This window comes from Agromyces mediolanus (assembly GCF_014648575.1).
GTDB classification, from domain to species: Bacteria; Actinomycetota; Actinomycetes; order Actinomycetales; family Microbacteriaceae; genus Agromyces; species Agromyces mediolanus.
Genome location: NZ_BMRJ01000002.1, coordinates 228,128 through 254,807, shown reverse-complemented (window position 1 = coordinate 254,807; position 26,680 = coordinate 228,128). Strand labels below are relative to the sequence as shown.

The following is a 26,680-nucleotide window of genomic DNA, read 5'->3' as shown; positions in this document are numbered from 1 at the left end:
GCCGGGTGGTGCTGCGGTGCCTCAGGGCGCGTGCTGCGCGTGCGGCGGCACCGGGGTCCAGCTCGGGCGGCCGAGCGGCGCGGGCGGGTCCACGTCGGCGAGGTACCGGCCGTAACCGATGTCGAGCACCGCGCGGCCGTAGGCGGCCGTCGCCGGTCCGCTCGGGGCGAAGACGTGCAGGGGGTCGGCCTCGCTCGCGCCCCAGACGAAGTCCGCGGTGCCCCTGCGGGCGGGACCGAGGGCGGTGAGGCTCCACGGGATCTCGACGAGCTTGCACAAGTCGTAGCCGGTGCCCTCCGCGCTCGGGATCGCCTTCACCGTGCAGTGCCGGGCGAACCAGTCGGGGGCGGGGACGTCCTGCGAGCCGCGCCCGAGCACCGCCTCCCCCGCGACGAGCTCCTCGCCGAGGGCGGAGACGATCGCGAAGGCGACGCCGTCGCCGTGCTCGTCGAGGCGGACCGCTCGGGCCTGCTTCTTCGGCAGCCCGAACAGCTCGCGGCCGAGGATGCCGTGGTTCAGGCCCTCGACGAAGGTCTCGATCGCGTAGGCGCCGTCCGGGCCGCCGCCGTATCCGGCGCAGCGCAGCGAGACGCCGCCCTGCAGGTAGTCCGGGCGACGCTCGACCCCGTCGGGCGAGGCGAACTCCGCGCCGATGAACTGGGCGATCCAGAGCGCCACGGTCGGCGAGTCCGGCACGCCCAGCCCGGCGGGCAGGCACCGGGCGGCGACGTCGGCATCGATCGGCGCCTCCACAGTCAGCCAGCGCACCTCGACGCGCTCGGTGCCTGGCGTGAACAGCGGAGCGAAGACCGGCATGGCGAGCGGCGCGGCGGCGCTCATCGCGCACCCACCGGCATGGCTTCGACGCGGCCGGCCGGCACGTCGTGCGCGACGCGGCGGATCGCGCCGAGGATGTCCTCGTCCGCCGGCAGCACCCGGGCGGCCAACTGCACCGCCGCCGGGATCCGCGTCTCCAGCGCGCCGATCCGCACCGGCGGCGAGCTGAGCCGGACGCCGCTCTCGACGACGCGGGAGACCACTTCGGCGCCCACCCCGCCGATCGTGTGCGCCTCGTGCACCACGAGCAGCCGACCGGTGCGCTGCACACTCGCGAGAATGCTGTCGAGATCGAGCGGGCGGATCCACCGGGCGTCGAGCACCTCGGCGTCGATGCCCTCGGCCGCGGCGCGCTCGGCGGCGGCGAGCACCCGGTGCTGCATCGCGCCCCAGGTGACGACGGTGAGGTCCGAGCCCGAGCGGCGCAGGCCGACCCCGCCGACCGCCTGCACGGGACCGCCGATCCGCACCGGCTGCTTGGCGCCGTGGTAGAGCGTGCGGTTCTCGATCACGATCGTCGGGTCGTCGCTCCAGATGGCGCTGAGCAGCAGGTCGTAGGCGTCCTGGTTCGTGGTCGGCATGCACACGCGGATCCCGGGGATGTGGGCGAACAGCGCCTCCAGGGACTGCGAGTGCTGGGCGCAGGCGCCGGGGGCGTTGCCCTGCTGGGTGCGCACCGTCAGCGGCGCGGTGAGCGCGCCCCGCGAGACGTACCGCACGTTGGCCGCCTGGTTCACGATCTGGTCGAACGCGACGAGGGCGAAGTCGGCCCACATGATCTCGACGATCGGCCGCCGGCCGAACATCGCCGAGCCGACCGCGCCGCCGAGGATCGCCGACTCGGAGATCGGGGTGTCGAACACCCGCTCACCGAACTTGCGGCGCAGGCCCTTGGTGACGCCGAACACGCCGCCGGGGATCGCCACGTCCTCGCCGAAGAGCAGCGTCTCGGGGCGCTCCTCGAGCGCACGGGCGAGGGCCGCGTTCACGCTCTCCGCGTAGGACAGGGTCTTCTCGATGATCTCAGGCATAGACGTGCTCCTCGACGGTGGCGGGGTCTGCGAGCGGGGCGGCGAGTGCGGCCTGGGCGGCGCGATCGACCTCGTCGACCACGCGCTGGCGCAGCGCCGCGAGCTCCGCGTCGCCGACGCCGGCCGCCCGGGCCATCCGCTCGGCCCTCGCGATCGGCTCGGCCGCGATGGCGGCGTCGAGCTCGCCCGCCGGCCGGTAGTGCTGCACGTCGCCGATGTAGTGCCCCACGATGCGCTGGGTCATGGCCTCGAGCAGCACCGGGCCGGCGCCGTTCCTGCACCGTTCGACGGCGTCGGCGACGGCGTCGCGCACCGCGTCGGGGTCGTTGCCGTCGAAGCGCACGCCGGCCATGCCGTACGCGGAGGCGCGGCGGAAGAACTGGTCGTTGCGCACCACGTCCCGCGTCGGGGTGAGCTCGGAGTACGTGTTGTTCTCGACGAGGAAGACCACCGGCAGCGTCATCGCCGCGGCGAAGTTCATGGCCTCGTGCACGGCGCCCTGGTTCATCGCGCCCTCGCCGAAGGACGCCACCGCGACCCGCCCGCTCCCGTCGAAGCGGCCGGCGAGCGCCGCGCCGCACGCGATCGGCGCGCCCGCGCCGACGATCGAGTTCTCGCCGTACATGCCGTAGGCGGGAGCCGTGAAGTACGCGGACCCCCCGCGGCCGCCGCTGATGCCGCTCTCCCGGCCGAGCAGCTCGGCGAGCACGGCCTCCGGCGGGACGCCGCAGGCGATCGCCCAGCCGTGGCCCCGGTAGGTCGGGAACACCGCGTCGCGGCTCAGCTCGAGCGCGCGGACCGCGCCGGCGTAGATCGCCTCCTGGCCGTTGCAGAGGTGCACCGATCCGACGATGTCCTCGCTGAGGCGGAGCCGGGTGATCGTCTCCTCGGTCTCTCGGATGCGGTGCATCACCTCCAGCACGTCGAGCAGGGTGTCCTCGCTCATGCGGTCTCCTTCCGGTCTGCGGCCGCTCGGGCGGCCTCCTGGACTGCGGCGGGCGCGCGCAGGCGCCCGGAGGCGAGCAGCGAGCTCGCCAGGGTGGCGGCCTCCCCGACCGCGGCGACGAGCTGCGGCCGCGTGCGGGTGAATCGTTCGGCGGGGGCGGAGACCGTGAACGAGCCCGCGGGGGTGCCGTCGGGCGCGAAGTACGGGGCCGAGACGCAGCGCATGCCCTCGGCGAACTCCTCCTCGTCGACGGCGTAGCCCTGGCTGCGCACTCGCGCCAGCTCCATGAGGAGGCCGTCGAGGTCGGTGACGGTGCGCGGCGTGAGCCGGGTCAGCGTCACCCCGGCGAACAGGGTCTCCACCTGTTCGACGGGGAGGTGGGCGAGGATCGATTTGCAGGATGCCCTGGCGTGCATGTCGCCCGTATAGCCGACCTCGAGCCCGCCCACGCTCAGGGTGTGGGTGCTCGTGAGGAAGTGGCGCAGCAGCACCGCGCCGCCGGTCCACTCCGCGATGAACGCCGTCTCGCCCGTCGCGTTGAACAGCCGGGTGAGGATGACCGCGAGCTCGGGGGCGATCTCGGAGTGGCGTTGCAGGCCGCGGCCGAGCGCGAAGCCGTGCGGGCCGAGCTCGTAGCGGCCGCCCTCGCCGCGGATGACGTAGCCGTCGGCCTCGAGGGTGCGCAGCACGTGGTAGCAGACGCCGAGCGAGAGGCCCCGCTCGGCGGCGAGCTGCTTCGCGGTGGCGGGACCGGCGTTCACGAGGTGCTCGAAGACCGCCATGCCCCGGCTGAGCGTGGTCAGGATCTCCGACTTCGCGGCGGTCACGGCAGCACCCGCAGGGCGTGGGTGATGGTGCGTGCGGCCCGCAGCAGCTCGGCCTCCGCGACGGACTCGTTCGCGGTGTGCGCAAGCGAGGTGTCCCCCGGGCCGAAGACGAGCGTCGGCACGCCGAGGGCGGCGTACTGGCCGGCGTCGTTCCCGGCGGTGAAACCGCGGAGCTCGGCGGCGCCGTCGACGAGCTCCAGCCCGCGGACGAAAGCGGTGGCGAGCTCGCCCGACTCCGACGTCTCCCATCCCGGGTACGGCGCCCCGAGCCACTCGAGGCGGTGCGGGTGCTCGCGCTCGTGCGGGTCGTCTCGGACCGCCGCGGCGAGCGCGTCCGCGAACGCCGCCCGCGCGTCCTCGGGGTCCTCACCGGGCTTCAGTCCGATCCGTCCGGTCATCCGGGCGCGCGCCGGCACGGATGCCTGGTACTCGCCGGCCTCGAGGAGGCCGATGTTGAACGGGATGCCGGTGGGCACCTCCGCGAAGCGGGGGTGGGCGAAGCCGGCGGAGCGGGCGGCCGCGGTGGCGAGCATCGTCTCCCGGAGCACGAGGAGTCGCGCGAGCGCGTCGATCCCGAGCCACGGGGCCGAGGAGTGCGCGGCGACGCCGGACGCCTCCACGCGGAAGAACTGGAGCCCCGTGCAGGCGGTGACGAGGGCGTTGCCCGTCGGCTCGAGCACGACGGCCGCGGCGGGCGGTTCGGCGAGGGAGAGCGCGAGCCGGGTGCCGACCCCGGTGCGTTCCTCCCCGATCACGAGGTGGACGACGGGGAGATGACGCAGCGGCTCGGCGCGTTCGCGGAGCACCTCGAGGGCGACCAGCGCGGCCGCGATGCCGCCCTTCATGTCGACCGTTCCGCGTCCGTGCACGCGGCCGTCCGCGCGGACGCCGTCGAAGGGCGGATGCGTCCAGGCGGCGTGGTCCCCCTCGGGGACGACGTCGAGGTGGCCGTTGAAGACGATCGTGCGGTCGCCCGGCTGCGGGCGGCCGAACGGGTAGCCGATCACGTTCGCTCGGTCGCCGACGTGCTCCTCGCTCGCGGCGAAGCCGGTGCCGGAGAGGGGCTGGAGCTCGACGTCCCAGCCGTGCGCCCGCATCCAGTCGGCGTAGAAGTCCGCGACGGCGCGCTCGGCGCCGGTCACGCTCGGCCGCCGCACGGAGTCGGCGAGGAGGGCGGCGATGGCCTCGCCGCGCGCCGCGATCTCGTCGTCGAGACCGTGCGTTTCCTCTGCAGTCATGCTGGCTTCCCTCTCTGGTCTGGATCATCATCGGGGCGGGGCCCGAGCTCATCGATATTCCGAACAAGCTTTTCGATTATCCGAAATATCGCCGCTGCGACCCCGCCGCCCGCGGGCCCCGGCCCTACCGTGGGCGCATGACGAACGCGCACCCCACGCCCGACGCCGACGGGCGCACGCTCCTCGAGCGCCACCGCGCCGTGATGCCCGACTGGATGTCGCTGTACTACGACGAGCCGCTGGAGCTCGTCTCGGGCCGCGGCCGCACCGTACTCGGCAGCGACGGCAGGGAGTACCTGGACTGCTTCGGCGGCCTGCTCGCGACCATGGTCGGGCACGACATCCCCGAGATCACCGAGGCGATCCGCCGTCAGTCGGAGCGCATCCTGCACTCCTCGACGCTGTACCTGCTGAGCGGCCAGGTGCGGCTCGCCGAGCGGCTGGCCGCCGCGAGCCGGATGGCCGACCCGCGGGTGTTCTTCGTGAACTCCGGCACGGAGGCGGTCGAGGCCGCCCTGCTGATCGCGACGGCGCACGCGTCGAGCAACCAGGTGCTCGCGCTGCGCGGCAGCTACCACGGCCGCAGCTTCGGCACGGTCGCGACGACCGGCATCCGCGCCTGGTCCGCGACCGGCTTCAGCCCGCTGCAGGTGAGCTACCTGCACAGCGGCTACCGCTACCGCAGCCCCTTCCGCGACCTCGACGACGCCCGCTTCGTCGACGCGTGCATCGAGGAGATGCGCACCATCATCGAGACGAGCACGAGCGGCCGGGTCGCGGCCATGCTCGCCGAGCCGGTGCAGGGCGCCGGGGGCTTCGCCGAACCGCCGCCCGGCTTCTTCCAGCGCACGAAGGCGGTGCTCGACGAGTACGGCATCCCGCTCATCTCCGACGAGGTGCAGACCGCCTGGGGCCGCACGGGCCGCGGGCCGTACGGCATGCACGCGCACGGCGTCGTGCCCCAGCTGCTCACGCTCGCGAAGGGCATCGCGAACGGGCTGCCGATCGGCGCCGTCGTCGCCGAGGCGGAGATCATGAACAGCCTCCCGGCCAACAGCATCTCCACCGCGGGCGGCAACCCCGTGGTCATGGCCGCGGCCAACGCGACGCTCGACTACATCGAGGAGCGCGGCCTCATCGAGCAGGCGGACCGCATGGGCGAGCTCCTGCAGCGCGGGCTCCGCGCCATCGCGGCCGACTCGCAGGGGATCGTCGGCGAGGTGCGCGGGGCCGGGCTGATGATCGGCGTCGAGCTCGTCGAGCCGGGCACGAGCGATCCCGCGCCGGCGCTCGCCGTCGCAGCGGTGCAGCGGGCCAGGGAACTCGGCCTGCTGATCGGTCGCGGCGGCCTGTACGGCAACGTGCTGCGGGTCACGCCGCCGATGACCGTCACCGCCGAGGAGGCGGCGCGGGCCCTCGAACTGCTCGGCGAGACGATCCGCTCGCTCGCGGCCGAACGCCTCGGCGCGGCCGTCCCGGTCGCATGAGCCCGAGCGAGCGGCGCCGGGTGCTCGTCACGGGCGGCGCCCGGGGGCTCGGCCGCGCCTTCGCCGAGCACCTCGCCGGCGCCGGCTGGGACGTCGCGGTGCTGGACCTCGACCTCGACGGCTACCGCGAGTTCCCCGAGGAGCCGTTCACGGCCCCCGTCGTGGACGTCCTCCGCGAGCTCGGGGCGGACGCCGTCGGCTTCGAGGCGAGCGTGACCGACCGGGCCGCGCTCGACGCGGTGGCCGCCGAGCTCCGGGCGCGGTGGGGCTCGCTCGACGGCCTCGTCTGCAACGCCGGCGGCGGCTCCGGCGAACTCGACGGCAACCGGGCATCGGAGGTCTCGCCCGCCGACCTCGCCGAGATGCTGGAGCGCAACCTCCTGGGCACGGTGCGCACCGTGCAGGCGCACCTCGGGCTGCTCCGTGCGACGCCCGGCGGCGCGATCGTGACCATGTCCTCGCTCAACGGGATCGAGCCGACCGAGCACGGCGGCTACGCCCACTACGGGGTCGCGAAGGCCGCCGTGGCGCACTACTCGCGCTACCTCGCGAAGGACCTCGGGCCCGAGGGCATCCGAGTCAACTGCATCGCGCCCGGCCCGATCGCGACGGGCCGCCTGCTCCGCCGCATGGCGGAGCGCCCCGAGGCCAACGCGAACGTGCGGAACGCCCTCGGCCGGCTGGGCACCCCGGCCGATGTGGCCCCGCTCGTGCGCTTCCTGCTCGAACCCGGCTCCGAGTACCTCACCGGCCAGGTGCTGCGCATCGACGGCGGGCTGTGACGGCGGCGGGCCGCGAATCCGGGCGCGCTCGCTAGTCCTCGGCCAGCCAGCGCTCCAGCCGCCGGGCGAACCAGTCGGGGCGTTGGAGCGGGATGCCGTGGCCGCATCCGTCCACGATCTCCAGCTCGCTGCTCGGCAGGGCTTCGGCCAGACGACGGGCGGAGCGGCGCATGACCGCGCGCTCTTTCGCCCCGGCGAGGACGACGGCGCGGCCGGGGAAGCCCGCCCAGCCGGCTGGGACGGTGAAGCGGAGGTTCTCGCCGACGGCCGCGAGGAGCGTCGCGCGCGAGACGCTCGCCGAGGTGCGCAGGTAGTCGTCGAGCAGGGATGCCGGGACGAAGAGCTCCCGCGCCTGCAGCGTCGCGAACCAGCGCCGCCGCGCGAGCGGCGCGGTCAGGCCCAGCAGGCCGAGGACGAGGCCAGGCGCCGGGGTCGGCTCGGCCTGCGCGCTCACCACCGCGACGCGGTCGACGAGCTCAGGCCGCTCGGCGGCGAGGAGTGCCGCCAGCTGCGCACCCAGCGAGAAGCCCACCACCGCGACCGGCCCCTCGGCACGCCGCTCGATCAGCTCCGCGAGCTCGTGCACGGTCTGCGCGTGCGAGACGTAGGGTGTCGCCGAGCTGCGGTCGTGGCCGGGCAGGTCGGGGACGATCAGGGTGGGATCGGAGCGCAGCTCGGCGATCGCGGGCCGCCACATCCACCCGCCGACGCCGCCGCCGTGCAGCAGGAGCACCGTCCGATCGGCCCGCCCGCTCGTCACACTCGCGTACATGCCCGCCCCTTCGTCACGCGCCGGTCGCGGGCGCATCCGTCTGCTCGAATCCGGCCACCATCGTCGCGAGCACGGAGATCGCCCCGCCGAGCTGCGCCGGGCTCAGCGGCCCGAGCCGTTTCGCCGCCGAGAGCAGGCCGATCGTCGCGCACGACAGGGCGAGCGCGAGCTGCTCGGCGTCGACCGCCGAGCTGAACGCGCCGCGCTCCTGGAGCTGGCGGATCCACTCGGCGGTGCCCTCGAAGTGCACCCGGAAGCGCTCGTCGCTCACGGCGTCGGCATGGGTGCCGAGCACCCCCTCGTCGTCGAGGTACGCGGCGGTCATCAGCGGGTCGCCGAGGAGCGCGCGGATCGTCGCACGGTAGCCCTCGCTGAGCAGGGGCTGCTCGCCGAGCTCCTGTTCGACCCGGGCGCGCATGCGCTCGGCGCCCCGGCGGAGCAGCGCCTCGCGGAGCTCGTGCTTGCTCGCGAACTCGCGGTACACGGCGCCCTTGGCGATGCCGGCGCGCTCGGCGACCGAGGCGACGCTCATCGCATCGAACCCGCGGTCGAGCACGAGCTGCTCCGCGGCGTCGAGGATGCGCTCGCGGCGATTCGGGACGAGTGGTCGTGGCATGGCTGCGGCTCCGTTCCGACGTTGTGACCAGAGTAGCAGTTTTGGTCACAACGTCGCCCGGCAGCCCGAGGTCATCCCGCCGAGGCGGCCGGCATAGCCGCGGGACGCACCGCGGCCCGCATCCGCCGCAGCATCCGCGCATCCTCGAAGCCGACCTCCCGCGCGGCCGCCTCGGCGGTGTATCCCTGCGCGATCAGGTGCTCGGCCCGTTCCCGTCGCAGCAGCTGCTGGTAGCGCAGCGGCGTGAGGCCGGTAGCTGCGGTGAACGCCCGCGTCACAGTGCGCGGGCTCGCGTGGACCCCCTCCGCGAGTTCGGCGAGCGGCAGCGGCTGGTCGAAGGAGCGGTCGATGAGGTCCTGCACGCGGTGCACGAGCTCGTCGACGTGCGAGCGGTGCCGCAGCAGCGCGCTGAGCTGCGCCGCGTCGCCGTTGCGGCGCGCGTAGACGACCATCTCGCGCGCGACCCGCGCGGCGAGGGCCGGCCCGTGGCGCTGCGCCAGCAGGAAGAGGGCGAGGTCGATCCCGCTCGCGATCCCGGCCGAGCTGAGCACGCGGTCGTCATCGACGTAGAGGACGTCGTGGATGACCCTGGCGCCCGGGTTCCGGCGCTGCAGCTCGTGCTGGATGTCGTGGTGCGTCGTGCAGCGCCGCCCCTCGAGCAGCCCGGCGCGGCCGAGCGCGAATGCGCCGGAGCACACGCTCACCACGGTGCCGCCGCGCTCGTGGTGCTCGCGGATCCAGCGCAGGGTCGCCTCGGCGAACGCGCCGCTGCCGGGCTCGAGCGGAGCACGCCAGCCGGGGACGACGAGGAGGTCCGCCGGGTCGAGCTCGGGTCGCTCGACGGCGGCCTCGAGCATCAGCCCGTGCCCGGAGGGGATCCTCGCGGTCTCGGCCACGTAGTCGAGACGGTAATCCGCGCCGGCCGAGGCCGCCGTCGCGAACACCTGCGCCGGCCCGGCGAGATCCAGCAGGATCACGCCGGGCGCGAGCAGGAAGACGACGCGGGTCATGCTGGGACCGCCACCCCCGCGAGCTGCTCGGTCGTCACGATCTCCGCGAAGCCGCGGCCGCCGAGGATCGACGCCGTGCGCGCCATCAGCCGCTCGCCGGAGATCTCGGAGTATCCCTCGCCGGCGCGGATCGGGGAGGTCGTCGTGGCGTCGATGACGAACCGGACGTCGTAGCCGAGGTCGCTCGCGACGCGGGCGGTGGTCTCGCAGCACTGCTCGGTGCGGATGCCGCAGACGACGAGTCGGCGGATGCCGGCGGCCGTCAGCTGCTGCTGCAGATTCGTCGTCGTGAACGCGTTGATGGAGGTCTTCGTCACCCGCGGCTCGTCGGGGCCGGGCTGCAGCTCGTCCATCACCCGCACGAAGCCCAGCGCCGGGTCGAACACGTGGCCGGTGCCGGGCTCCGCGTGGGTGACCCACACGATCAGGTCACCGGCTTCGCGGGCCCGCTCGACGAGCCGGACGACGTTCGGCACGGCCCGGGGGTTGGCCGTCGCCGCCCAGTCATCAGCGCGCTGGCGGAACGACTCCTGCACATCGATGACGAGCAAGGCGGTGTCGGAACGAGGGGTCATGGAATCATCCTGTGCTCCGCGGGCGCCTCCGACGAGGCCGGATCCGGCCACGACTCGGTACGATCCGGTCACCAGCGCATCAGTCGCTTCGACCAGCTCGGCGAACCGGGTCGCGGATTCCCGAGCTGGTCGAGGGGTGCTCATTCCGCCGCCGCGCCGCGACGGATGCCCCGCCCCGCGCCGCGGGCCGGCACCAGGCCGAGCACGCTGAGCCCCGCGAAGACGAGCATGAGCAGCTGAGCTGCGCGCACGAGATCGGGAGCGGCCAGGTTCACGAGCACCCCGGCGAGCGCGGCGGCGAACGCGCTCGCGATCAGGAGCACGGTGTTGACGGCCGCGGCGGCCTTCGCGCCCTCCTCCTCGCCGCTCGTGCTGCCGAGCGCGGCGACGGTCAGGTGCGGGAAGCCGAGCCCGATGCCGGCACCCGCGACGAACAGTGCGACGAACCAGACCACGATCACCGCGAGCGAGGGGTCCTCGTGCTGCAGCAGCCCGTACGCCGCGAGGCCCGCGGCGAGCACGAGCGGGCCGACGAGGATGAGCGCCCGGCGCGCGGTCGCCGTCGAGGCGTTCGCAGCCACCACCTGGGTGGCCGACCAGCCGAGCGAGAGCGCCGCGCCGAGCAGGCCCGCGGTGAAGGGGGCCATTCCACCGATCTCCTGACCGAACAGGGGGATGAAGGCCTCCGTCCCGATGCCGAAGGCGAGCACGGCGACGGTGAGGTAGACCCAGCGCAGCGAGGAGTTCCGTGCGAAGGTGACGCGGGGCAGGATGCCGTTGCCGGTGCGCCGCTCGTGCGCGACGAAGCCGGCGGCGAGCGCCACACCGGCGATCAGCACGACCGCGGTCCAGACGCCGGCGGGCAGGATGCTGGCGACGCCGACCGCGCCGACGGCGCCCGCGAGGAGCAGCAGCGAGGCCCACGGCAGGGCGTCGCTCGACGGCGAGGTCGCGGTGCGGGGCATCCGGCGGAGCACGAGGAGGGCGATCAGGGCCGAGACGATGGCGAGCAGGGCGAAGGCCCAGCGCCACGCGTCGAGCTGGGCGAAGCCGCCGCCGACGACGGGGCCGACGATGTTGCCGACGCCCCACATGGCCGAGACGAGTGCGGCGGCCCGGGCCCAGAGCCGTTCGGGCAGGGCGCGCTGGATGAGGGCGTAGCCGAGTCCGGCGAGCAGGCCGCCGCCGAGGCCCTGCACCGCGCGGCCGAGCAGCAGCACCAGCATCGACGGGCTCACGGCGCAGACGAGCGAGCCCACGGCGAAGAGGCCGAGCGCGAGCAGATAGGCCTGCACCGCTCCGCGCCGGGTGAGCACGCGGCTGACGAGCATGGAGCTGACGACCGAGGCGAGCAGGAACACCGTCATCGTCCACGCGTAGAACTCGGCTCCGCCGATCTCGGCGACGATCGTCGGCAGCAGGCTGGTGGTGAGGTAGACGTTGCTCGCCTCGAGCAGCACGCCGCCGGCGAGGACGGCGGCGATCGGTGCGTACCGGCTGCCGAGGAGTTCGCGCCACGTGCCCGTGGCGGTCGAGTCCTGGTCGATCTCGGTCATGGTCCGTCCTTCGTGTCGAGGGGCGGATGCCGCGGCATCCGGGCGCCGATGCGGCGCCGCGGGCCACGGTAATACCTCGAGTAAACTTGAGGTCAAGGAGGTGCCATGTCCCTGGAACCCGACGACCTGCTCGCGATCGGCGAGGTCTCCCGCCGCACCGGCGTGCCCGCCTCGGCGCTGCACTTCTACGAGCAGCTCGGGCTCATCGCGTCGACTCGCACGGCCGGCAACCAGCGCCGCTACCCGCGGCACATGCTCCGACGCATCTCCCTGATCGTCGTGGCGAAGCGGCTCGGCATCCCGCTCAGCGACGTGCAGGAGCTGTTCGCCGGCCTCCCGCTCGACCACGCGCCGTCGCAGCAGGACTGGCGGCGGCTCGCCAAGATCTGGCGCGCCGAGCTCGACGCCCGCCGCACCCAGCTCGAGCACCTGCAGCGCGAGCTCACGGGCTGCATCGGCTGCGGATGCCTCTCGCTGAAGGCCTGCCGGCTGCTGAACCCCGACGACGCCCTGAGCGCCGACGGCCCCGGCCCGCGACGCATCTGAGGCGCCCTCGGGGCCGAGCGGGCGGAATCGGTCATCCGGGATCCGGCGGCGCCGCCCGCTCCGGTCGGATCGCGACGCACACCGTCCGCACGATCCGGTCGAATCCGGTGCCCGGCCTCGCCGGGACAGGACCCACGCTCAGTCCGATTTCCGCCGGAGCGGCGCCGCCCGCGGTGGTGGGGTAGGGGAATGCCGCTCTCCCCCGAACGCGTCCCGCTCCCCTCCGGCTTCACCCGACTGTCCTGGGCGAGCGTCCTCACCCAGCTCGCCGAGCAGCTCGTGCTCGTGGCCGCACCGCTGCTCGCGGTGCTCGCGCTCGGCGTGGGCGCGGCGGAGACCGCCCTGCTGCAAGTGGCGCAGACGCTGCCGTTCCTCCTGCTCGCGGTGCCGTTCGGGCTGCTCGTGGACCGGACCGCCCCGCGCCGAGTGCTGCTCGGCTCCGAGGCCCTGCGCACGACGACCCTCGCGGCGGTCGTCGGCCTGCTCCTCCTCGAGTCCCTGACGTTCCCGGCCCTGCTCGCGCTCGGCTTCGTCGGCGCGATCGGCACGATGGGTCTGAGCGTCGCCGTCCCCGCCTCCGTGCCGCGGCTCGTGGGGCGCGAGCAGCTCGTCCCGGCGAACCGCTGGCTCGAACTCGGCCGCAGCGCGGCGTTCATCTCGGGGCCCGTGCTCGGCGGAGCGGCCGTCGCCGCCGGCGGTGGCACGACGGCGTTCGTCGCCGCGACGATCGCCTGCGCGGCGGCGCTCGCCCTGCTCGCGACGACGCGAGTCCCGCGCGGTGAGCTCGCGCCGCGCAGCCGCCCGTGGCGGGAGGTCGGCGACGGCCTGCGCTTCGTCTTCACGCACGCGCTGCTGCGAGCCATGATCGTCACCTCGCTCCTCTTCAACGTCGGCTGGTTCCTGCTGCAGTCCGTCTTCGTCGTGTACGCGCTCGAGCGGCTCGGCATGACCCCGGAGCTCATCGGCGTGGCGCTCGGCGCGTTCGGCGTCGGCATGGTGCTCGGCGCACTGAGCGCGGGCTGGCTCTCGTCGCGCGTCCCGCTGGGCCGGATGGCGCTGCTCGGGCCGATGGGCGGCTTCGCGGCCGCGCTGCTCGTCGCGGCGACGCTCTGGTTCCCCATCCCCGCGCTCGCCGTGCTCTCCTACTTCTTGTTCGGGCTCGGCCCGGTGCTCTGGACGATCGGCACCACCTCACTTCGCCAGGCGGTCACCCCGACCCGGATGATCGGCCGGGTCTCCGCCGTGCTCGTCGTCGCCACGTACGGCGCCCGCCCGATCGGCGCCGGCCTCGGCGCAGCCCTGGCCGCCACGGCCGGCATCGAGTGGTGCATCGCGGGGTGCGCAGTGCTGTTCGCCGCGCAGCTGCTGTACGTGCTGCGTTCGCGGCTTCCCCGGGTGCGCGAGCTCCCCGAGCCGGGCGCGGGCGCCGCGGGCGCCGATCCTGCGACCCGGGTGGCGGCCGAGTGACCGCGGGGGTGGCATGCTGGAGCGGTGGGCATCCTGACCTATCGCTTCATCCGGACCGTCGAGATCGAGGACCGGTCGCTCGCCCATCTCCGCAGCGTCATCCTGGCGAAGCTGCGACGCGGCGAGTCCTTCGCGTTCTCCTGGGAGGTGCCCGCCGAGCAGGGCAGCGGCCGCAACTCGATCTGGCTCGGCCCCGACATCCCGGTCGTCTTCGAGTTCTTCGACGCTCGGGAGCCGCGGCTGAACCCGCTCTGGCTGCGCGATCTGACGCGGGCGGCGAACTCGCCCGCCGGCCTCAGCCTCGTTCCCGAGCCGTCCGGTCAGGGCGTGACGGAGCACTGAGCGGGGCGCACCCCATTCGGCGCGACCGGGCGGATGCCTCGGCGCTCAGCCCGTGGGCTCGCGCCCGGCCTCGAGCGGCTCCGGCACGATCGTGAGGCCTCCTGCGGAGTTCGCGGAGCGGTTCATCGCCTGCACCCAGGCGGGGTTGAGGCGCGGGGCGCGGCCGCCGAAGTACTCGAACGCGACCGGGATCGCCGGCGACAGCCAGACCGAGGTCCGACCGAAGCCGCTGGCCGAGGCGGACTCGGTCCAGGTGAAGGCGAACGGTTCGCCGCGTCGCAGCTTCGCCCAGATCGCCGCCTGCAGGTGCGCGAGCACCCGATCGTCGAACGAGACGACCAGCTTGGAGTCGTAGGTGAGCGTGCCCATCAGAGGAAGGATACCCGGAGGACGAGCGCTCGCCGGCATCGGCCCGCTGGGCGCACGCCCGGCGGGTGCAGAAGCCGCGAGGCGGTACGGTACACCCCCGAGCTGTGAACGAGCGATCCTTGCGCAAGGGGGTTGACAGGACGAGTCTTGTGGGATGGAGCGCCGCGCATCGCATCCCATCGCCGACCGGTCGGCCGAAGAACTCCGTCGCGCCGTCGGGCGGGGCGAGCTGGTCGCCTACTTCCAACCCGAGTACGAACTCGCGACCGGTCAGCCGGTGGTGGTCGAGGCGTTGTGCCGCTGGCTGCACCCCGCTCGCGGCCTGGTGATGCCCGACCTGTTCATCCCGGTCGCCGAGCGCACCGGCCTCATCGGCGAGCTCAGCCGCGCCATGTTCGAGCAGGCCGGGCGGCGCGTCGCCGAGTGGCACCGCCACGGCCGCCACGTCGGGCTCGCGGTCAACGTCTCCCCGACGCAACTCCGCCCGGACTTCGCGGCGGCCGTGCTGGAGCTGGTCGGCGAGCTCGGGCTCCCGGCGGGCACCGTGACCGCGGAGATCACCGAGACCCCCGCCCTCACCGAGAGCTGCGAGGAGGTCGAGGCCCTGCAGATGCTCATCGACGGCGGGATCGGCGTCTCCGTCGACGACTTCGGCGCCGGCTTCACCTCGATCGAGGCGCTCCGGCGCATGCCGCTCACCGAGGTCAAGATCGACCGCTCGCTCATGCGCGACCAGGCCTCGGAGTCGGACGCGCTCGCGCGTGCGGCGGTGGAGGTCGCGCACGAGCGCGGCGCGGTGGTGGTCGCGGAGGGCATCGAGACGGCGGACGATCTCGACCGCGCTCGGCGGTGGGGCTGCGATCGCGGGCAGGGCTTCTACTTCTCCCCCGCGCTGCCCGCGGCCGAGGCGGAACGGCTGCTCAGCGTCGCCTAGCCTCGCGCCGGGCGCGAGGCCGCCGGGCCCCGAGGCATCCCGCCGTTAAAGGACGATCTCGTCGCCGGATGCGCCGGCGGGCTTCTCGTCGTCGCGTTCGCTCAGGTCGCCGCCCACGTCGATCTGCGACCAGGTCACGGGCATGCCCGGCGAGAAGAGGATGTCGATGCCGGGGCCGCCGCGCAGCGGCGGGATGTTGACGTACCCGCCGCCCGCCTTGATCGCCTCGAGGACCTGCTGCTTCAGCTCGGTCACGGGGTCGGGAAGGAAGTAGTCTCGGCCGTCTACGGTCAGTCGGTGCACAAGGGTCACCGATTCAGGCTACCTCGGCTCGCTTCCGCATAGGATCGGAACAATGGGACATCTGCACTACGGCTCGCCGCCGGCCTCGTTCGCGATCCCCGATCGCACCCTCGCGCACATCGAGTTCGTCGTGCTCGCCAAGCTCCGCCGCAAAGAGGCGTTCGCGCTCTCCATCGACGGCGACGGGGGCGCACGCCAGCAGGTGTGGATCAATCCGTCCTCGACGCTGCGCTTCGAGTTCGACGGCGCCCCCGGCGAGATCAACCGGGTCTGGCTCGAAGAGCTCATCGACTCCGCCAACGGCGCCGCCGGCATGCGCGTCACGCCGGAGCCGAAGGCCTGACGGCGTGCGCCGCCTGAGCGGTGGCGCCTGACGCGCCCCGCCCGAGGGCGCGCCCGGCTCAGAGCGAGACGCGGTTCCGTCCGGCATGCTTGGCGCGGTACATCGCCGCGTCCGCCGCCTCGAGGAGCCCGACCCGGGGCGAGCCCGGCTCGGCCACGACGACGCCGCACGACGCCGTCACCGAGAGCACCGCACGACTCGTCACGATGGGCACGGCGATCGACTGCACGAGCCGGTCGGCGATCGCCTCGACATCCTCGCCGATGACGCCGTCGAGCAGCACCACGAACTCGTCGCCGCCGAGGCGCACCACGACGTCCTGCTCGCGCGAGGACTCGATGAGGCGGTTCGCGACCTCGAGGATCACCGCGTCGCCGGCGTCGTGCCCGTGCGCGTCGTTCACGCTCTTGAAGTCGTCGAGGTCGACGAAGAGCATCGCCTTGCCGGCCTCGCCCACCGGCCCCCGGGTGGCCAGACGCTCCACCAGGTAGCGCCGGTTGTACAGCCCGGTGAGCGCATCGCGCATCGCGAGCTCCGCGAGCTGGGCCTCGGCCCGCCGCTGCAGGGCGACCTCCAGCTCGTGGCCGAGCTCCGCCGCCTCCTCGACGACCGTGCCCCATGGCGCACTGCGATCCCGCACCGTGCGCTTCCATGCGGCGAACGAGGTGCGCGGCGACAGCTCGTCGGGCCGGTTCGTGCCGCCGGGGTCGCCGAGCCAGGAGATCTCGCGTGCGAGCTCGCCGCGGAAGAACACGAGCACGTCGCCCGACTCCGCGAGCGGCACGACGAGCAGCCCGGCGACGCCCGGGATGAGCTCGGCGAGATCGGGCCGCTCGGTCAGCAGGCACTCGGACACGAAGGGCGTGCTGCCCACCCGTTCGAGCACCTGCAGGATCGGCCCGAGCGCGGGCGTCTCGCCCGCCATCCGCGAGGTGCCCGCGATCCGCACCAGCACGCCGTCGGCGGGGACGAGGTCGAGCACCGTCGCGGTGCCGCCGAGCAGCGCGGCGTGGATGTCGTCGGACGCGTAGAGCGGGGCGAGCAGCTCCGCCCGCCGCGCGCGCACGTCGACCATGTGCTGGAGGCGGCTGATCTGCCGCATCGAGGCGAGCTGCAGTGCGATCTGTCCCGCCAGCACCTCGAGCGCCCGCCGGAGCAGCACGGGCAGCCGCCGCTCGCCCCGGTCGGCGCAGGTGATCATGCCGACGAGCCGGCCGCTCTCGACGATCGAGAGGGAGAAGCTCGAAGCCTGGCCCATGTTCCGCATGAACTGCAGGTGGTAGGGCGAGACCGTGCGCAGCTCGGCATCCGACAGATCGATCGTGAGCGGGTCGTCGGCGAGCGCGACGAGCGGGATGCCGGGTGCCTCGGTGCTCGCGATCGTGCGCCCGATCTTCGAGATGTAGAGGGCGCGCGCCTGCGGCGGGATGTCCGAGGAGGGGAAGTGCAGGCCGAGGTACGGCGGCAGCTCCTCCGCGCGGGCCTCCGCCACGACCTCGCCGTGGCCGTCGTCGTGGAAGTGGTACATCATGACGCGGTCGAAGCCGGTGATCTCGCGGATCTCGGCGACCACCGCGGCGCGCAACTCGTCCTCGGAGCTCATCTGCGAGGTGCGCATGATCGCCCCGACGACCGCCGTGCGGGCGTACTCGCCGCTCTCCGGGAGGGGTTCGATCTCGACGATCGTGATGGCGTCGCGGTGGTGCACGATCGCGTCGCACGCCTCGCCCTGCCAGGTGATCCGCACCGGGTCGATCGCCTGGCCGCTGCGCACCGCGTACTCGAGCTCGGTGTTGCCGAGCTCGGCCACCAGATGCCCCAGCCAGTCGCTCGCGTTCTCGCTCGCCACCGCGATGAGGCCGGTGCGGTCGATGCCGAGCAGGGTACCGTGCGCCTGGATCGAGCCTGGCGTTCGGATCGGCTCCTTCGCGCACTCGTCGAGCCTGCGGAGCTCGTCGGGGTCGAGGGCGAGTTGGGCCGGGTCCACGGTCACTCCGTCTGCCGGAAGGGGTAGAGCGACCGGTGTGGCCAGCGTAGCCGATTTAGCTGAAAACCCCTCCGTGTCAAGGGCCCCGTGCGCGGGGCTTTCCGCCTGCATGATGCCTTCGGGAGGTCGATGAACATGGAGCAGACACTGATCTGGGAGCCGCTCGCACCGGGGGGCTGGCGGCTCTGCGACTCGCGGTACCCGGTGGGGCAGGTGCAGCGACTCGTCGCCTACGTGGAGCGCGGGGAGCGCGGCGGCTACGAGGCTGTCTGGATCGCACGCCGCTCGGCGCCGACGTGGCACACCTCGCGCGCCGACGTGCTCCGAGAGGCACGGCGCAATGCCGAGTCGGTGGTGCCGGCGGCCGCCGACGCCGGGCTGCACGAGGCCGTCGCCTTCACGGCATCCGGCACGTCCGACCGGCACCGCGTGCTCGCGGCCTGAGCCTGGCGCGACCACCGGTTGGCGCAGCTACCGGCGCCGACGAACGCGCGCGGGTAGGGTCGTCCTGACGCACGCTGCGAAGGGGTCCGATGCCGGTATTCACTCCGCCCGCCACGCCGACGCTCGACCACGTCGACATCGCGGCGCTCGAACAGACCGTCCTGCCCGACGGCGGGCCGTTCCCACCCTCCTATGTCGAGTTCGTGCGGGCGGCAGGGTGGGGTCGGCTCTTCGGGCTGTGGCTCGTCTACCCACCCGTCGTGGCCGGCTACGCGGACGGCTGGCCCGGGCGCACGACTCGACTCACCGAGCGGTTCCACGAGTCCTACGCCGACGGGCGCACCGAGGGGTACGACTGGATGGTCGAGCCCGACGGTGACTGGCCGCTCGCCGAGCGCCTGCAGGTCTTCGCCTGGAGCGAGAACGGCGACGCGCTGCTCTGGGAGCTCGGCTCGCGGGACGCGCACGGCGAACTCGTGATCTGGGAGTCGCGCGGCCTCAACTCGCTGCACCGCCTCGGGCTCGGCCTGCACGCCGCCCTCGCCGCGCTGCGCGACCGCGCGGGCGCGCTCGCCGATGGGAGACCCGAGCTCGAACCGCTGCCGGGAGCGCGCATCGCCGAGTAGTCGGCACCAGTGAGTACTCCGCGGGACGGCGACACGTTCACCCCCAGGGTGGCTCGGAGGGAGTCGTCTTTCGTCGAGCCCATTGCCATACTGTGCGGCGCTATGTAGTGTGTGGCGCATGGTAGATGACGCCGGGCAGCTGCCGAAGCTCGAGCAGGACCTGCGCAAAGGCGTGCTGGTGCTCTCCGCGCTCTCGCGGCTGCGCACCCCGCAGTACGGGTACTCGCTGCGGCAGGAGCTCGCCCGGCACGGCATGCCCATCGAGGAGGGCACCCTGTACCCGCTGCTGCGTCGACTCGAGGGCCAGGGCCTGCTCGAGTCGCACTGGCAGGCGGACGACGGACCACCACGCCGCTACTACCGACTCAGCCCGCAGGGCGCCGAGGCCTACCGCGAGCTCACCTCCGCCTGGGGGTCACTCGTGTCGGTGATGGACGTGCTGTTGAACGAGAACGACCACGAGGAGGAGTGACATGGACCCCAACGCCATCATCGACAGCTACGTCGGCGACGTCGTGCGGCATTTGCCGCGACGACAGCGCACCGATGTGGCGCGCGAGCTCCGCTCGCTCCTCCGCGAGGAGGTCGCGGGCCGCGCCGCAGACGGCGGCCGCCCCGTCGACGCCGACGTGACGATGGAGCTGCTCGCCGCGTTCGGTCGCCCGGCCGACGTGGCCGACCGCTACCGGCCCGCCGGCTTCACCGTGATCCGACCATCGGATGCCCCGCGCTTCACGTGGTTCGCACTCGGCGGCATCGCCGTGATCTGGCTGATCACGCTTCCCGCCGCGCTGCTCGGCGTGCCGCCGGTCGTCGGCTGGGAGTACGGCGCCGACGCCTGGTGGGGACGACTCACGGTCTGGTGGTTCGGCCCCGGCCTCGGCGCGTTCTGGTGGCCGGGCGTACTGATCACGTTCACGCTCCTCTCGGTGCTCGCCACCCGTCGCCGCGAGTCCGTGACGACGGCGTGGGCGCCGACCCCGGCTCCCGTACCGAGGAACGCGATCGACCGCGACCTCGTGAACCGCCCCCTGGGGGTGCTCTTCCTCGCACTCGCCCTGCTGGGCGCCAGCGCGCTGCTCGCCCTGCCCTGGCTGGGCTCGTGGGCACCCGACCTTCCCGAGCCCGTGCTCGCCGCACTCGCCCTCGACCCCGAGTTCCTGCAGTGGCGGGCGCCGTGGCTGCTGCTCCTGTGGGCCGCGGAACTCGCCCTCTTCATCGCCGTCCTCCTCACAGGCCGGTGGGGTCCGATCACCCAGGCCGTCAGGGGCGCGCTCGACCTGGTGTTCATCGCACTCCTGCTCTGGTGGGTGCTCGGCGGCCCGATCTTCGCGACGGCAGCCGCTGACGAGACCACCAAGTTCATCCTCGTCGCGTTCGTGATCGCCATCGCGGTCGACGCGGTCGTAGCACTGCGCCGGGCGGCGACCGGGCGGCGGCTCGTCCGAACCGCAGCAGCACCGCTCTGAGACCGGTGAGCACCACCCCGCAGCGCGCGTGTGACGCCGCGGGTCACCGTGCCGGCGGCGTGGTACCGTGACCGCGCACGTGGAAACGTTTCCGAGCGGGGACCTGGATGAGCACGATTCATGATGTCGCGCGGCTCGCGGGCGTCTCGATCGGCACGGTGTCGCGGGTGCTGAGCGGGAACCCCGCCACCTCCCCCGAGTCGCGCGAACGCGTGCGCGAGGCCGCCCTGCAGCTCGGGTACACCCCGAACGCGCGGGCGCAGTCCCTCCGCCTGGCGCGCACGGGGGTGATCGGCCTGTCGATCTCCGACGTGCGGAACCCGTTCTTCGCCGACGCCGCGCACGGGGCCGAGCAGGAGGCGCTCGCGGCGGGACGGGTGACGATGCTCGCCAATGCGGACGAGGACTCCGCGATCGAGGCCAGGTATCTCCGGGCGTTCCGCGCGCAGCGCGTGGACGGCGTGCTGATGTCACCGCAGGGCGGCAGCGCCGAGGGCGCGCGGTCGCTCGTCGAGGCCGGGATCCCGGTGGTGCTGCTGAACCGCACGCTCGACGGCGTCGACGCCCCCGTCGTGACCTTCGACGTGCGGCAGGGGATCGAGCAGGCGATCACCCACCTGCGGGATCGCGGGCACCGGCGCATCGGCCTGATCGCGGGACCGGTCTCGGTCTCGACGGGGCGGGCGCGGGTCTCGGCGTTCGAGGCGATCCGCGACGAGCTCGGACTGGATCCCGCGCCGGAGCTCGTGCAGCTCGCCGACGGCCGGCGCGGCGGCGGCGCGGACGCGGCCGAACGGCTGCTCGCCCTGAGTCCGGCGCCGACGGCGGTGCTGTCCTCGAACGCGCTGATGAGCTCCGGGGCGTTCGAGGCGATCCGCGGCAGCGGCGCGGCGGTCGAGCTGGTCTCGTTCGACGATCAGGACTGGATGCGCCTGGTCGACCCGCCGCTCTCGGTGATCGAGCAGGACGCCGCGCACATGGGCGCGGTCGCGATGCGCCTGCTGCTCGAGCTGATCGACGGCGGTCACCCCCGATCGGTGACCCTGCCCACGCGGCTCATCGCTCGCGGCTGATCCCGCGCGACTTGACAGCGGGAGCCCGCGGAGGTTAACTCTCTGCAGTCATGTAAACGTTTCCATGTAAACGTTCACACTCGCCGCGGATGAAGGAGTTGCCGGATGAGAGTTGCTGTGGGCGCCGACCACGCGGGGTTCCCGCTGACCGGGTTCGTGAAGGAGCAGCTGACGGCCCTCGGCCACGAGATCGTCGACGTCGGCACCTTCGACGAGACCCCCGTCGATTTCCCCGACATCACCGCCCGCACCGCGCACGCCGTGCTGTCGGGCGCGGCCGAGCGCGGGGTGCTCGTCTGCGGCAGCGGCGCCGGCGCGATCATGGCCGCGAACAAGATCGACGGCATCCGCTGCGCACTGACGCACGAGCCGTACTCCGCCCATCAGGCCGTCGAGCACGACGACGCGAACCTGATCGCGATGGGCGCGTGGCTCGCGCCGCGCGCGCTCATCCGCGACATCCTCGACGCCTTCCTCACGGCGACGTTCGACGACGACGAGGACACCCGGCGCCGGGTGCGGAAGCTCCGGCTGCTCGAGCAGCGCACGCTCACCGACTACCTGAACGACACCACCCCCTGACCCCACCACCGCGCAATCGAAGGAGATTGGGTATGACCAGCACGACCAGCACCGCCCCGAGCCCCCTGGGCTCGCCCGACCGGGTGAAGACCGCGATCGCCGCCGCCGTCGGCACGAGCGTCGAGAACTACGACTTCATCGCCTACGGCACCGCCGCCGCCCTGTACTTCGGCCCGGTGTTCTTCCCGAACGAGGACACCGTCGTCGGCACGCTCCTCGCGTTCGCGACCCTCGCCGTCGGCTTCCTGATGCGCCCCATCGGCGGCGCGATCGGCGGATACCTCGGCGACCGCTTCGGCCGCAAGCCCGTGCTCGTCGGGGCCATGCTCGTCATGGGCGGCGCGACCTTCGTGATCGGCGTGCTGCCGACCTACGCGACCGTCGGCATCCTCGCCCCGATCCTCCTCGTCGCCATCCGCATGATCCAGGGGCTCGCCTTCGGCGCGGAGTGGGGCGGCGCCGTCACGATGGCGTACGAGCACGCGCCGTGGAACCGGCGCGGGATGTTCGCCGCGATCCCCCAGTCCGGCAACCCGCTCGGCATCGCGCTCGCGAGCCTCATGTTCCTGGTCTGCGCCAACCTCCCCGGCGACTGGGCCTGGCGGGTGCCGTTCCTGCTGAGCCTCGTCCTCGTCGTCGCGGGCCTGATCGTGCGCGCACGGCTGTCGGAGTCGCCGGAGTTCGAGGCGGCGAAGGAGACCGGCAAGATCGAGAAGAACCCGTTCCTCGCGACGCTCCGCAAGGACTGGCGGGGCATCCTGCGCGTCATCGCGCTGCGCATCGTGGAGTCGTTCGCCTACTACCTGACGGCGACGTTCCTGCTCAACTACCTCACCACGAACCATCCCGACACCCGCTCGGTCGCGCTCGCCGCGATCACCGTCGCGAGCGTCGTCGCCATCGGCACCACCTTCCTCGCCGGCTCGCTCAGCGACCGCTTCGGCCGCCGGCCGCTGTACATCGCCGCGTGCGTGACCGCGATCCTGTTCGCGTTCCCGATGTACTGGCTCACGAACGACGGGGTGCCGGCGCTCATCTTCGCCGTCTTCGTGTTCGGCATCGCCTTCATCCACGCCACGCTCACCGGCGTGCAGGGCTCGCTGCTGTCGGAGCAGTTCGGCACGACCAGGCGCACCTCGGGCGCGTCGATCGGCTACCAGGTCGCGGCCTCGCTCGGCGGCTTCGCCCCGCTGCTCGCGACGCTGCTGACCGGTGTGTTCGGATGGCCCGGAGCCGCGATGCTCTACATCCTCGCCGCCGTGATCGGCCTCGCCGGCATCCTGACCGCCCGCGAGACCTGGGGCCGGGCGCAGCGCGCGAAGGTGGCGGCGCAGATCGAGGAGGCGCGGCGCGAGGCCGTGTCCGCCTGACCGGGCAGGTCGTTCCGCGCGGTCAGGGCACGTGGTACCCGGCCGCGCGGAACAGCTCGTACCACTCGCTGCGGCTGAGCCGGAGATCGGAGCCGCGCGCGGCGGCGGCCAGTCGGGCCGGCTTCGTCGTGCCGAGGACGACCTGGATGCCGGCGGGATGCCGGGTGAGCCACGCGGTCGCGACCGCGATGGGCTCCACGCCGTACCGGGCCGCGATCCGCTCGAGCACCGCGTTGAGCTCGGGGTACTGCTCGGAGCCGAGGAACACGCCCGCCGGCCCCTGGAACGGCGCCCACGCCTGCAGCGCGATGCCGTGCAGGCGGGCATAGTCGACGATGCCGCCGCCGTCGCGCACGACGGACTGCTCGTCGCTCATGTTCGCGGCGATGCCCTGGGCGATCGCGGAGGCGTGGGCGAGCGAGAGCTGGATCTGGTTCACGACGATGGGCTGGTCGAGCGAGCGCTGGAGCAGCTCGATCTGTCCGGGCGTGTGGTTCGACACCCCGAATGCGCGCACCTTGCCCGAGGCGTGCAGCTCGTCGAAGGCACGGGCGACCTCGTCGGGCTCGACCAGTGCGTCGGGCCGGTGCAGCAGGAGCGCGTCGATGCGGTCGGTGTCGAGCGCGTCGAGCGAGCCCTCGACCGAGGCGACGATGTGCTCGTAGGAGAAGTCGAAGGCGGCCTCGCCCTTCACGATGCCGCACTTCGTCTGCAGCGTGAGCTCGTCGCGTTCGGCGGGGCTGAGCCGGAGCGCCTCGGCGAAGCGGCGTTCGCACCCGTGCAGCTCCCGACCGTAGATGTCCGCGTGGTCGACGTACGTGACGCCCGCGGCGCGCGCGGTATCGACGAGTTCGCGGATGGCGGCGTCGTCGAGGTCCTCGATGCGCATGGCGCCGAGCAGGAGGTTCGGCACCTCCAGGCCGGTGCCGCCGAGCGCCACGCGCTTCATGGAGGGCTCGGGGGTGGCGGTGGCGGTCATCCGGATCCTTCGTTCGGCGGGGAGTGCGGGCGGCGGTGCGCCGCACCCGACGTTACCCCTCGACGGGCGCCGCGTTCCTCCCGCGCGGTGAGACGCTCGACTTAATAGAGATTAATCTCTAATATTGAGCCGGATGCAAGGAGCCCCCATGATCTCGTCGACTCGTCTCCGGCCGGGACGCCCGTGGAGCTGGGGGCCGCCGATCCCCGGTGCCACGAGCGCCGGCGCGCACCTCCCCGATCCGCAGACGATCGCGACCCGGGCGGTGCGCACGAGCGCGACACCGGAGGCGCTGTTCCTCTGGCTGTGCCAGCTGCGCCGCGCTCCGTACAGCCACGACTGGATCGACAACTTCGCCCGCCGCAGCCCGCAGCGCGCCGACCCGGCGATGACCCGGCTCGCCCTGGGCCAACGGTTCATGACCATCTTCACCCTCCTCGCCTTCGAGCCCGGGCGCTCGATCGCCCTCGGCATGCGACCCGGCGCGCCGTCCCGACTCTTCGGCGCGCTCGTCGTGGAGTACCGCATCGACCGGCTCCCCGGCAACGAGCGTCAGCTCGGCGCCATCCTCCGCATGCCGAGCGCCGGCCGCGGGGCCGCGGCGCGCAACACCGCCCTGGCCTGGGGCGACCTCGTCATGATGCGCAAGCAGCTGCGCGAGCTGAGCCGGCTCGCCGAGCAGGAGGCACCGACCAGGAAGGAGGTCCGCTGAGATGGGCCGGACCGCGAAGTACTCGGAGCAGGACATGCTGGATGCCGCGCTCGAGCTGATCGCCGAGGACGGCGCCCACGCGGCCACCGCCGTCGCGGTCGCCAAGCGACTCGGGGCGCCGTCGGGCTCGATCTACCACCGCTTCCCCTCGCGGGACCTGCTCGTCGCCACACTCTGGGTGCGCACCGTGCAGCGGTTCCAGCGCGGTTTCCTCGACGCCCTCGCCTCGCCCGACCCGCGGATCGCCGCCGAGCGCGCCGTCCGCCACACGCTCGACTGGAGCACGGCGCATCCGACCGAGGCGAAGCTGCTCACCCGGCACCGCCGGGAGGACCTCATCGCGCTCTGGCCCGACGAGCTCGGCGACGAGCTGCGCACTCTGAACGACGACGTCGCCCGCGCGGTCCGTGGCTTCGCGGCAGCGCGGTTCGAGCGGGTCGACTCGGCGACGCTCGGCCGCGCCCGGCTCGCCCTGATCGACCTCCCGTACTCCGCCGCGCGCCTCATCATCCGGGAGGCCGCGCAGCCGCCCTGGCTCATGCGCTCGGTGCTCGCCGCTTCGGCCGCCGTGCTCGAGGCGGACGCGGATGCCTCCGCGGGCGGCGACGGGGCCGCCGCGTGATCGGCGAGCGCCTCGGCGCGCTGATCGGGCGCCGACTCGCTGCACGGCTCTTCCGACCGCCGCGGAGGCCCCACCATCGCCGGCCGGCCGACCTCGGGCTCGAGGCGAGCGCGGACACCGTCCGCACGGCCGACGGCATCGAGCTCCACGTCTGGCTCGTGCCCGGCCGCGGCGCCGGGACGGCGATCGTCGGCCACGGCATCGGGCTGACCAAGTCGGCGAGCCTGCGGCACGCGGAGCTGTTGCACGAGCTCGGCTATCACGTGCTGCTGTTCGACCACCGCAACCACGGTCGCTCCGGCTCCGACCGGAGCCGGAGCGGGCTCGCCGATCGGTTCAGCCGGGACATCGCGGCCTGCATCGAGACGGCGACCGAGCGATGGCCGGACGCCGGCCCCGTCGTCGTGTGGGGCTTCTCCTTCTCGACGTTCCCGACGCTCTACTCTCTGCGCACCCCCGCGACGCCGATCCACGCCATCCTCTGCGACAGCGGCCCCGGCCTGGAGCTCGAGCCGATGCTCCGGCGCTTCGTCGTCGACGGCGGCGCGCAGCTGCCCGCCGCCGCCCGCTCGGCGCTGCGCCATCCGGCCGCGGTCGCCGCGTTCGCCTCGACCGCCGTCTCCATGCTCGGCGCCACGTGGCCGCCGGACCCCGCGAGCTCGGCGTCGGGCACCACCCCGATGCTCTTCCTCGTCGGCACCGAGGACGAGGTGCTCGACCCCGCCCAGGTGCGGGCCCTCGGCGCGCGCTACCCGCACGCACGGGTGGCCGAGCTGCCGACCGGTCACCTGCTCGGCATCAAGGAGGCGGCGCCCGAGTACCGCGCCGCCGTCGC

At 73.3% G+C, this 26,680-nt stretch carries 31 protein-coding genes; 17 read left to right on the top strand and 14 right to left on the bottom strand.

Translation table 11 applies throughout. From position 1 onward, the window contains the following. Positions 1-21: 21 nt before the first annotated feature. The 5 genes from IEY71_RS11020 to IEY71_RS11000 are packed head-to-tail and all read right to left on the bottom strand — an operon-like array spanning position 22 to position 4,879. Positions 22-840 carry an acetoacetate decarboxylase family protein gene (locus IEY71_RS11020; RefSeq protein WP_189085387.1) on the bottom strand — a complete coding sequence of 273 codons (819 nt, stop codon included), beginning with the start codon at positions 838-840 and terminating at the stop codon, positions 22-24. Continuing rightward, a complete protein-coding gene (locus IEY71_RS11015; RefSeq protein ID WP_189085386.1) occupies positions 837-1,868 on the bottom strand; it encodes an alpha-ketoacid dehydrogenase subunit beta in 1,032 nt (343 codons plus the stop codon). The genes IEY71_RS11020 and IEY71_RS11015 overlap by 4 nt, the downstream gene beginning before the upstream one ends. Continuing rightward, complete coding sequence (locus IEY71_RS11010) at positions 1,861-2,814, bottom strand: thiamine pyrophosphate-dependent dehydrogenase E1 component subunit alpha (protein ID WP_189085385.1); 954 nt, start codon at positions 2,812-2,814, stop codon at positions 1,861-1,863. Before IEY71_RS11010 ends, IEY71_RS11015 begins: the two co-directional genes overlap by 8 nt. Then, a complete protein-coding gene (locus IEY71_RS11005; protein ID WP_189085384.1) occupies positions 2,811-3,641 on the bottom strand; it encodes an IclR family transcriptional regulator in 831 nt (276 codons plus the stop codon). Before IEY71_RS11005 ends, IEY71_RS11010 begins: the two co-directional genes overlap by 4 nt. Further along, positions 3,638-4,879: a M20 family metallopeptidase gene (locus IEY71_RS11000; RefSeq protein WP_189085383.1), complete on the bottom strand. Its 1,242-nt coding sequence runs from the start codon at positions 4,877-4,879 to the stop codon at positions 3,638-3,640. Before IEY71_RS11000 ends, IEY71_RS11005 begins: the two co-directional genes overlap by 4 nt. Positions 4,880-5,016: 137 nt before the next feature. Between IEY71_RS11000 and IEY71_RS10995 the strand changes: the two genes are divergently transcribed. Beyond that, positions 5,017-6,366, top strand: a complete 1,350-nt coding sequence (locus IEY71_RS10995; RefSeq protein WP_189085382.1) for an aspartate aminotransferase family protein — start codon at positions 5,017-5,019, stop codon at positions 6,364-6,366. After that, positions 6,363-7,148 (top strand): SDR family NAD(P)-dependent oxidoreductase, encoded by a 786-nt coding sequence (locus tag IEY71_RS10990; RefSeq protein WP_189085381.1) that lies wholly within the window; start codon positions 6,363-6,365, stop codon positions 7,146-7,148. Before IEY71_RS10995 ends, IEY71_RS10990 begins: the two co-directional genes overlap by 4 nt. A gap of 31 nt (positions 7,149-7,179) precedes the next feature. Here IEY71_RS10990 and IEY71_RS10985 read toward each other — a convergent pair whose 3' ends face one another. From IEY71_RS10985 to IEY71_RS10965, 5 genes are all read right to left on the bottom strand, one after another. After that, complete coding sequence (locus IEY71_RS10985) at positions 7,180-7,920, bottom strand: alpha/beta fold hydrolase (RefSeq protein WP_189085380.1); 741 nt, start codon at positions 7,918-7,920, stop codon at positions 7,180-7,182. 13 nt (positions 7,921-7,933) lie between these two features. Further along, a complete protein-coding gene (locus IEY71_RS10980; RefSeq protein WP_189085379.1) occupies positions 7,934-8,536 on the bottom strand; it encodes a TetR/AcrR family transcriptional regulator in 603 nt (200 codons plus the stop codon). 71 nt (positions 8,537-8,607) lie between these two features. Beyond that, positions 8,608-9,546, bottom strand: a complete 939-nt coding sequence (locus IEY71_RS10975; protein WP_189085378.1) for a GlxA family transcriptional regulator — start codon at positions 9,544-9,546, stop codon at positions 8,608-8,610. Next, positions 9,543-10,121, bottom strand: a complete 579-nt coding sequence (locus IEY71_RS10970; protein WP_189085377.1) for a cysteine hydrolase family protein — start codon at positions 10,119-10,121, stop codon at positions 9,543-9,545. The genes IEY71_RS10975 and IEY71_RS10970 overlap by 4 nt, the downstream gene beginning before the upstream one ends. 140 nt (positions 10,122-10,261) lie before the next feature. Beyond that, positions 10,262-11,677 carry an MFS transporter gene (locus IEY71_RS10965; protein WP_189085376.1) on the bottom strand — a complete coding sequence of 472 codons (1,416 nt, stop codon included), beginning with the start codon at positions 11,675-11,677 and terminating at the stop codon, positions 10,262-10,264. A 105-nt stretch (positions 11,678-11,782) separates the two neighbouring features. Here IEY71_RS10965 and soxR point away from each other — a divergent pair, with 105 nt between their 5' ends. The 3 genes from soxR (at position 11,783) to IEY71_RS10950 (ending at position 14,032) form a co-directional block, all read left to right on the top strand. Beyond that, positions 11,783-12,223, top strand: coding sequence for a redox-sensitive transcriptional activator SoxR (gene soxR, locus IEY71_RS10960; RefSeq protein ID WP_189085375.1), 441 nt, complete (start codon positions 11,783-11,785; stop codon positions 12,221-12,223). 189 nt (positions 12,224-12,412) lie between these two features. Then, positions 12,413-13,690 carry an MFS transporter gene (locus IEY71_RS10955; RefSeq protein WP_189085374.1) on the top strand — a complete coding sequence of 426 codons (1,278 nt, stop codon included), beginning with the start codon at positions 12,413-12,415 and terminating at the stop codon, positions 13,688-13,690. A gap of 24 nt (positions 13,691-13,714) precedes the next feature. Further along, a complete protein-coding gene (locus IEY71_RS10950) occupies positions 13,715-14,032 on the top strand; it encodes a DUF7882 family protein (protein ID WP_189085373.1) in 318 nt (105 codons plus the stop codon). Positions 14,033-14,077: 45 nt separating this feature from the next. Here IEY71_RS10950 and IEY71_RS10945 read toward each other — a convergent pair whose 3' ends face one another. Continuing rightward, positions 14,078-14,401: a DUF7882 family protein gene (locus IEY71_RS10945; RefSeq protein WP_189085372.1), complete on the bottom strand. Its 324-nt coding sequence runs from the start codon at positions 14,399-14,401 to the stop codon at positions 14,078-14,080. Between the two features lie 154 nt (positions 14,402-14,555). Between IEY71_RS10945 and IEY71_RS10940 the strand changes: the two genes are divergently transcribed. Further along, the gene (locus IEY71_RS10940; RefSeq protein ID WP_189085371.1) at positions 14,556-15,335 is read left to right on the top strand and encodes an EAL domain-containing protein; all 780 of its coding nucleotides are present in this window, start codon (positions 14,556-14,558) and stop codon (positions 15,333-15,335) included. Between the two features lie 45 nt (positions 15,336-15,380). Here the strand turns inward: IEY71_RS10940 and IEY71_RS10935 are convergent, their stop codons facing one another. Continuing rightward, on the bottom strand, positions 15,381-15,647 hold the full coding sequence (locus IEY71_RS10935) for a hypothetical protein (protein ID WP_229781688.1): 267 nt from the start codon (positions 15,645-15,647) through the stop codon (positions 15,381-15,383). A 43-nt stretch (positions 15,648-15,690) separates the two neighbouring features. Between IEY71_RS10935 and IEY71_RS10930 the strand changes: the two genes are divergently transcribed. Continuing rightward, positions 15,691-15,981: a DUF7882 family protein gene (locus IEY71_RS10930; protein WP_189085370.1), complete on the top strand. Its 291-nt coding sequence runs from the start codon at positions 15,691-15,693 to the stop codon at positions 15,979-15,981. A gap of 58 nt (positions 15,982-16,039) precedes the next feature. On the opposite strand, the gene IEY71_RS10925 is transcribed toward IEY71_RS10930, so the two are convergent. Further along, positions 16,040-17,968, bottom strand: coding sequence for a bifunctional diguanylate cyclase/phosphodiesterase (locus tag IEY71_RS10925; protein ID WP_229781687.1), 1,929 nt, complete (start codon positions 17,966-17,968; stop codon positions 16,040-16,042). Positions 17,969-18,103: 135 nt separating this feature from the next. On the opposite strand from IEY71_RS10925, the gene IEY71_RS10920 reads away from it, so the two are divergent. The 7 genes from IEY71_RS10920 (at position 18,104) to IEY71_RS10890 (ending at position 23,532) form a co-directional block, all read left to right on the top strand. Further along, positions 18,104-18,412 (top strand): hypothetical protein, encoded by a 309-nt coding sequence (locus tag IEY71_RS10920; RefSeq protein WP_189085368.1) that lies wholly within the window; start codon positions 18,104-18,106, stop codon positions 18,410-18,412. Positions 18,413-18,501: 89 nt separating this feature from the next. Then, positions 18,502-19,038 (top strand): hypothetical protein, encoded by a 537-nt coding sequence (locus IEY71_RS10915; protein ID WP_189085367.1) that lies wholly within the window; start codon positions 18,502-18,504, stop codon positions 19,036-19,038. A gap of 118 nt (positions 19,039-19,156) precedes the next feature. Then, entirely contained in the window at positions 19,157-19,510 is a 354-nt protein-coding gene (locus tag IEY71_RS10910) for a PadR family transcriptional regulator (RefSeq protein ID WP_189085366.1), read from the top strand. A 1-nt stretch (position 19,511) separates the two neighbouring features. Beyond that, positions 19,512-20,507: a hypothetical protein gene (locus IEY71_RS10905; RefSeq protein WP_189085365.1), complete on the top strand. Its 996-nt coding sequence runs from the start codon at positions 19,512-19,514 to the stop codon at positions 20,505-20,507. Positions 20,508-20,614: 107 nt separating this feature from the next. After that, positions 20,615-21,580 (top strand): LacI family DNA-binding transcriptional regulator, encoded by a 966-nt coding sequence (locus IEY71_RS10900; protein WP_189085364.1) that lies wholly within the window; start codon positions 20,615-20,617, stop codon positions 21,578-21,580. A gap of 105 nt (positions 21,581-21,685) precedes the next feature. Then, positions 21,686-22,162, top strand: a complete 477-nt coding sequence (locus IEY71_RS10895; protein ID WP_189085363.1) for an RpiB/LacA/LacB family sugar-phosphate isomerase — start codon at positions 21,686-21,688, stop codon at positions 22,160-22,162. Between the two features lie 32 nt (positions 22,163-22,194). After that, positions 22,195-23,532, top strand: coding sequence for an MFS transporter (locus tag IEY71_RS10890; RefSeq protein WP_189085362.1), 1,338 nt, complete (start codon positions 22,195-22,197; stop codon positions 23,530-23,532). 22 nt (positions 23,533-23,554) lie between these two features. Here IEY71_RS10890 and IEY71_RS10885 read toward each other — a convergent pair whose 3' ends face one another. Continuing rightward, a complete protein-coding gene (locus IEY71_RS10885; protein WP_189085947.1) occupies positions 23,555-24,481 on the bottom strand; it encodes an aldo/keto reductase in 927 nt (308 codons plus the stop codon). Between the two features lie 178 nt (positions 24,482-24,659). On the opposite strand from IEY71_RS10885, the gene IEY71_RS10880 reads away from it, so the two are divergent. From IEY71_RS10880 to IEY71_RS10870, 3 genes are all read left to right on the top strand, one after another. Continuing rightward, on the top strand, positions 24,660-25,223 hold the full coding sequence (locus IEY71_RS10880) for a hypothetical protein (protein ID WP_189085361.1): 564 nt from the start codon (positions 24,660-24,662) through the stop codon (positions 25,221-25,223). Between the two features lies 1 nt (position 25,224). After that, the gene (locus IEY71_RS10875) at positions 25,225-25,845 is read left to right on the top strand and encodes a TetR/AcrR family transcriptional regulator (RefSeq protein WP_189085360.1); all 621 of its coding nucleotides are present in this window, start codon (positions 25,225-25,227) and stop codon (positions 25,843-25,845) included. Next, the coding region (locus tag IEY71_RS10870) for an alpha/beta hydrolase (protein WP_189085359.1) at positions 25,842-26,680 on the top strand (839 nt) is incomplete at its 3' end. The genes IEY71_RS10875 and IEY71_RS10870, both read left to right, overlap by 4 nt.

Coding starts and splice junctions, on each gene's coding strand:
- IEY71_RS10980 (WP_189085379.1), bottom strand. CDS start 8,536: ATGCCACGACCACTCGTCCCGAATCGCCGCGAGCGCATCCTCGACGCC.
- IEY71_RS10965 (WP_189085376.1), bottom strand. CDS start 11,677: ATGACCGAGATCGACCAGGACTCGACCGCCACGGGCACGTGGCGCGAA.
- IEY71_RS10920 (WP_189085368.1), top strand. CDS start 18,104: ATGGAGCAGACACTGATCTGGGAGCCGCTCGCACCGGGGGGCTGGCGG.
- IEY71_RS10995 (WP_189085382.1), top strand. CDS start 5,017: ATGACGAACGCGCACCCCACGCCCGACGCCGACGGGCGCACGCTCCTC.
- IEY71_RS11010 (WP_189085385.1), bottom strand. CDS start 2,814: ATGAGCGAGGACACCCTGCTCGACGTGCTGGAGGTGATGCACCGCATC.
- IEY71_RS10910 (WP_189085366.1), top strand. CDS start 19,157: ATGGTAGATGACGCCGGGCAGCTGCCGAAGCTCGAGCAGGACCTGCGC.
- IEY71_RS11020 (WP_189085387.1), bottom strand. CDS start 840: ATGAGCGCCGCCGCGCCGCTCGCCATGCCGGTCTTCGCTCCGCTGTTC.
- IEY71_RS10890 (WP_189085362.1), top strand. CDS start 22,195: ATGACCAGCACGACCAGCACCGCCCCGAGCCCCCTGGGCTCGCCCGAC.
- IEY71_RS10915 (WP_189085367.1), top strand. CDS start 18,502: ATGCCGGTATTCACTCCGCCCGCCACGCCGACGCTCGACCACGTCGAC.
- IEY71_RS11000 (WP_189085383.1), bottom strand. CDS start 4,879: ATGACTGCAGAGGAAACGCACGGTCTCGACGACGAGATCGCGGCGCGC.
- IEY71_RS10885 (WP_189085947.1), bottom strand. CDS start 24,481: ATGAAGCGCGTGGCGCTCGGCGGCACCGGCCTGGAGGTGCCGAACCTC.
- IEY71_RS10990 (WP_189085381.1), top strand. CDS start 6,363: ATGAGCCCGAGCGAGCGGCGCCGGGTGCTCGTCACGGGCGGCGCCCGG.
- IEY71_RS10985 (WP_189085380.1), bottom strand. CDS start 7,920: ATGTACGCGAGTGTGACGAGCGGGCGGGCCGATCGGACGGTGCTCCTG.
- IEY71_RS10880 (WP_189085361.1), top strand. CDS start 24,660: ATGATCTCGTCGACTCGTCTCCGGCCGGGACGCCCGTGGAGCTGGGGG.
- IEY71_RS10970 (WP_189085377.1), bottom strand. CDS start 10,121: ATGACCCCTCGTTCCGACACCGCCTTGCTCGTCATCGATGTGCAGGAG.
- IEY71_RS11015 (WP_189085386.1), bottom strand. CDS start 1,868: ATGCCTGAGATCATCGAGAAGACCCTGTCCTACGCGGAGAGCGTGAAC.
- IEY71_RS10945 (WP_189085372.1), bottom strand. CDS start 14,401: ATGGGCACGCTCACCTACGACTCCAAGCTGGTCGTCTCGTTCGACGAT.
- IEY71_RS10875 (WP_189085360.1), top strand. CDS start 25,225: ATGGGCCGGACCGCGAAGTACTCGGAGCAGGACATGCTGGATGCCGCG.
- IEY71_RS10895 (WP_189085363.1), top strand. CDS start 21,686: ATGAGAGTTGCTGTGGGCGCCGACCACGCGGGGTTCCCGCTGACCGGG.
- IEY71_RS10975 (WP_189085378.1), bottom strand. CDS start 9,546: ATGACCCGCGTCGTCTTCCTGCTCGCGCCCGGCGTGATCCTGCTGGAT.
- IEY71_RS10940 (WP_189085371.1), top strand. CDS start 14,556: ATGGAGCGCCGCGCATCGCATCCCATCGCCGACCGGTCGGCCGAAGAA.
- IEY71_RS10900 (WP_189085364.1), top strand. CDS start 20,615: ATGAGCACGATTCATGATGTCGCGCGGCTCGCGGGCGTCTCGATCGGC.
- IEY71_RS10955 (WP_189085374.1), top strand. CDS start 12,413: ATGCCGCTCTCCCCCGAACGCGTCCCGCTCCCCTCCGGCTTCACCCGA.
- IEY71_RS10905 (WP_189085365.1), top strand. CDS start 19,512: ATGGACCCCAACGCCATCATCGACAGCTACGTCGGCGACGTCGTGCGG.
- IEY71_RS10930 (WP_189085370.1), top strand. CDS start 15,691: ATGGGACATCTGCACTACGGCTCGCCGCCGGCCTCGTTCGCGATCCCC.
- soxR (WP_189085375.1), top strand. CDS start 11,783: ATGTCCCTGGAACCCGACGACCTGCTCGCGATCGGCGAGGTCTCCCGC.